Origin of the sequence: Pedobacter sp. UBA5917, from assembly GCF_002432345.1 — a bacterium.
Lineage (GTDB): Bacteria > Bacteroidota > Bacteroidia > Sphingobacteriales > Sphingobacteriaceae > Pedobacter.
The window spans coordinates 1-4235 of the sequence record NZ_DJDT01000105.1; the positions used below are offsets into that span (position 1 = coordinate 1).

The 4235-nt window shown below is 38.0% G+C and carries 5 protein-coding genes; 2 read left to right on the plus strand and 3 right to left on the minus strand.

The window, feature by feature from the left end:
• Positions 1-215: 215 nt before the first annotated feature.
• Together B2V92_RS06435 and B2V92_RS06440 are read left to right on the plus strand one after the other, a co-directional pair.
• Positions 216-923 (plus strand): DUF2490 domain-containing protein, encoded by a 708-nt coding sequence (locus B2V92_RS06435; RefSeq protein ID WP_293305944.1) that lies wholly within the window; start codon positions 216-218, stop codon positions 921-923.
• Positions 924-1008: 85 nt separating this feature from the next.
• A complete protein-coding gene (locus B2V92_RS06440) occupies positions 1009-1899 on the plus strand; it encodes a hypothetical protein (protein WP_293305946.1) in 891 nt (296 codons plus the stop codon).
• Positions 1900-2044: 145 nt separating this feature from the next.
• Here the strand turns inward: B2V92_RS06440 and B2V92_RS06445 are convergent, their stop codons facing one another.
• From B2V92_RS06445 to B2V92_RS06455, 3 genes are all read right to left on the minus strand, one after another.
• Positions 2045-2953 (minus strand): hypothetical protein, encoded by a 909-nt coding sequence (locus B2V92_RS06445; protein ID WP_293305948.1) that lies wholly within the window; start codon positions 2951-2953, stop codon positions 2045-2047.
• Positions 2954-3091: 138 nt separating this feature from the next.
• Complete coding sequence (locus tag B2V92_RS06450; RefSeq protein ID WP_293305950.1) at positions 3092-3865, minus strand: aminoglycoside 6-adenylyltransferase; 774 nt, start codon at positions 3863-3865, stop codon at positions 3092-3094.
• The gene (locus B2V92_RS06455) at positions 3771-4139 is read right to left on the minus strand and encodes a hypothetical protein (protein WP_293305952.1); all 369 of its coding nucleotides are present in this window, start codon (positions 4137-4139) and stop codon (positions 3771-3773) included. Before B2V92_RS06455 ends, B2V92_RS06450 begins: the two co-directional genes overlap by 95 nt.
• Between the last annotated feature and the right edge of the window lie 96 nt (positions 4140-4235).

Here is a 4235-nt window from a genome sequence, read left to right on the forward strand (position 1 = left end):
TTTAACCACAGAGATCACTGAGTTTATACGGAGGAACACACATTTCCCATCAAGGCACGAAGACACAAAGTTGGGCCCATAATTGTTTGTAAGTATGGCTAAGGACTGGAGACCCAAACCTCGGACCTCCGACTTCGGACTAATCAATAACTTTCCTTATTTTACTATAATTATCCTAATTTAGCGGCACACAGATAAAACCGGTTTATCTTTTTATGAGAAGAATATTATTACTTGCCTCGATGGTACTCATTATGGCATCAGGAAAGCTATACGCACAAACCCAATATCACAATTCGGGTTGGTTTATGTTTTTAAACAATACCAAATTTAATGATAAATGGGGCTTGCAGTTCGATGTTCAGGTGCGTTCGGCCGATGATTGGAAGTATGTGCGCAATACTTTGGTAAGGCCCGCGATACAGTATTTCATCAATAATAAAAGTAATGTGGCGTTAGGCTATCTGTGGCAAACCACGAATACTGAAGTTGCAGGAAACGATAACATTACGCATCACGAACACCGCATTTTCGAGCAGTATATTTATAACCATAAAATCAGTTCAGTATTTGCCAGTCATAGATTTAGGGTTGAGCAACGTTTTATTGGTAGAACAGGCGAAGATGTGTTTTCGCAACGGTTCCGTTATTTTGTGCGGTTGATACAGCCCTTGCAAAAAACGCAGCCTACATTTACAAAGGGTGCTTTTGTGGCTTTGCAGAACGAAATTTTCTTAAATCTCCAGAACAAAAGTAAAATCAATAACAGCGTGTTCGATCAAAACAGGGCATATCTTGCTGCGGGTTACCGCTTTTCTAAACAGTTCGATCTGGAAGCAGGTTATATGAACCAGGCCTCGCATGGTTTAACCCACAATACGATTAATAACATTGTACAACTGGCTGTTTACACGAGGTTTTAATGATTTAAAGTCATTTTTTATATGATAAAGCCCGGCAAATGTTAAAGATGTTGTAAATGACTGTGCTTTTTGCTCAATTTGCCGCGTGAAAAGATTTACCATTCTATTTTTAGCACTCTTGTTTGGCAAGCGGATGCAGGCACAGGAGATTCAAACTTCTTCAACAGATCATACACCAACTTCGAAAAGCTTATTTAATCCTGAACATAAAAGGAATTTCTCGCGTAAGGGCGATTTCTATTTCCACTGGGGGTATAACAGCTCGTGGTATGGCAAAAGCGATATCAGATTCCAGGGGCCTAATTACGATTTTACACTGAAAGATGTAGTTGCGCACGACAGGCAATCGAAATTAAGCTGGGCCTATTTAAACCCGGGTTTGATTACGGTACCACAATATAATATCCGTTTGGGGTATTTTATCAAAGATAATTACAGTATCTCCATAGGCTGGGACCACATGAAATATGTAATGGATATCCCGCAAACTGTTGCCATTACCGGGCATATCGGCCCCTATATTTCGCATGATAATGTTGCTACGGGCGCTTTAGCTGGCGATTATAATGGCGAGAGTATAAACGTTAAGGAAAAAATGCTTACTTACGAGCATACCGATGGATTTAACTATGCTAATATTGAAGTAGAGCGTTATGATGATATCTGGGTAGCACCGGGAGGTAATACATCGCTAACTTTAGAAACAGGCTTAGGTGGTGGAATAATGGTTCCACGTTCAGATGTACGTTTGTTTGGAGCGGGTAGAAACAATCACTGGAATATTTCAGGCTATGGTGTTTCGGCTAAAATCGGATTAAAATTCTACGTTTGGAAAAACGTTTATTTACAAAATACAACCAAGTTTGGCGCAACCAATTTAACCAATGTGCATACCACTGGTTGGGACGACCTGGATAAGGCGAGTCAAAAAATTAACTACATCGAAAATATGTGGTTAATAGGGGTTCAGTTTTAAAAGATATTGAAGGAGGCTTAAGCCTCCTTTTTTGTTTTGGCAGATAATGCTTCTTCTTTCTTTTCTTTTAATTGTTCTCCAAGGGAACAAACCTCGATATAGCTATTTAAAATTTATCCCTTGTTGTTTTTTCTACCCAAAGTGCTTAAGAAAATCTTTTAAGCGCTTCTGCATCTATTTCAGGGATCAGTACCATGATGAGCCAAATAGCACCTGAAATAATGAAAGATATAAATATCCAGATCGATTGATGGTGCAAACGGTCTCCGAATGGTTCTTTATGAGCGATAAGGACAGGGGCTATGCTCCGGTCGTACTTTGAACAATGGAGTATGGCATCCTTGTAACCATCCGTGTCGTTAGTATTGCCAATCCTTTCCAGGTAGCTGAAATCATCAAAACTGTTGTGCTCAATTTCGTAGTTGCTAATGGATGCAAGTGCATCGAAGTTATCCTGCTTTTCTCTTGCAGAAAGCTTGTTGCTTATGCTTTTAAAATATTTAACACCCAAAAATGCTTTGCAGGATACGTTATTTACCCCACTCGTTATCATTGGAAAAACCACGTAAATGTAGATGTCGTAGTTTGTATTGTTCTTTCCACTAATATCATAAAAGGCATTGATGCCGACATTTTTTTTATCGATTGCAAATTGGTTAAGGCTGTAATATTTCGATGGTTTATGGCTGTCGATTTCGTTTATACCATGCAGGTGGGTAAGTTTTCCTACTGCTTTGGGCAGAAAACCTTGTATGATAATATTTGGAATGGATAAGGCTATCCATAACATAATGAAATAAAAGACGGGTAACCTGTTGATATCGGTTTTTAAGTTTAAAATCCTGATTCTTGCCCTAAAAAACAAAAAATAGACAATAACGGGCAGAACCAATGGTACAATAATTTCGACAAGATCTTCTCTAACCGAAAAAAGTTCGAACTTGATGATGAGCAACCAATTTAGAAAAGTATAAACCGCACATATTGATATTGAAATCAATAAAAAGGGAATAAATAGCAGGTTTAATTTTTTTACAGTTAAATCTTGGGACATTTTTATGGATAGGGCTGCATTAATTTTTTCAATTATAGGATAAATCCTTGAATTTCACATACTGACGGGGTATTTCTATCCGATATAGGATGAAGACATAGGTGTTAACATTCTATGACAAACCTATACTCACACAAATTATTTAATTGTAGTTAAATATTTCATTACTGCTGCCTCTGCTTTATCGTTTTGCTTAATATCATAAGCGTACAATTCTTTCCTCAGGTTTTTATAGAGTTCGATAGCATTTTCCAATGAGCCAATTAGCGATGCTCTGTTGTAATCGGCAATGGTGCTTTTTAGCAAGTTGAAATCTTTTGTATGGAGTTGGGTTTCTACTTTACGCACGCCCCTTGGCAGGTTGTTGTTTTTAATGTGGAGCAGCGGACCAAAAACTATCATCCTTAAAAAGCCAAAAAAATCGAAAGCTTCGAGGTATTCACCCCGGCCAATTTTTAACATGGTGTAGTGCATCCAGGTCCAAAAGCGGTCTTCTATCCATTGATAATCGGGATAAGGAAATTGGGCTTCGGTTTGATCGAGTATGAGCTTTAACTGATTATCACGGTCGATTAACAAAACAGGATTTTCTACCCTTGAGGCAAATTCATCGGGCGTTAAAAACTTGATATCAACATGTAATAATGGATTGTCGTAAAGGCAGATCAGCACGCGGGGTTCGCCAACATGTTCGCCGGTAAAGGCAGAGATCATTTCGCCAAGCTGATTGGCATATTGGAGCATTTTTGATTGATCTGCCGATACTTTTTCTTTGGTAACAAGAATAAGATCTAGATCTGAATACCTATCTATTTCATTACTGAGCCAGGAGCCGCCAACGGCCAAACCGATAACAGATTCGTCGTTTTTTAATATTTCGGTTGCGTGTTGGGCGAAGTGTTGTTGTATCATGGTGGTTTAATTCACTTTTATCAAATTTACGTTTAAGTGTAATTATTACAAAGGCACAAATCACAGCAAGCAATAAGTTCAGAAATAAATTAAGAGGTTTAAAGCCAAAGTTCTGATAACAATTATCGCATTTTCCTGAAAAACGGTCATAGAAAATAAAGGGGAAACCATATTGGTCAAATCCATCAGAGGCTGCATCAAGTTTTAAAGTTGCTACAGTAGAAATGATGAGCAGCATTATGCTTAAGATTATGATTGCTTTAATGGTTTTCATGTATATATTCTATTATTTGCAATAATTATCGTACATAAGCCTATCGAGTACGAATGTAATTTTTTTTCCGCTCCTATGCCGCGGGGCATGGTACTT

Excerpts from the sequence above, each read along its gene's own strand:
- B2V92_RS06435 (WP_293305944.1), top strand. The coding sequence starts at position 216 with ATGAGAAGAATATTATTACTTGCCTCGATGGTACTCATTATGGCATCA.
- B2V92_RS06445 (WP_293305948.1), bottom strand. The coding sequence starts at position 2,953 with ATGTCCCAAGATTTAACTGTAAAAAAATTAAACCTGCTATTTATTCCC.
- B2V92_RS06450 (WP_293305950.1), bottom strand. The coding sequence starts at position 3,865 with ATGATACAACAACACTTCGCCCAACACGCAACCGAAATATTAAAAAAC.
- B2V92_RS06455 (WP_293305952.1), bottom strand. The coding sequence starts at position 4,139 with ATGAAAACCATTAAAGCAATCATAATCTTAAGCATAATGCTGCTCATC.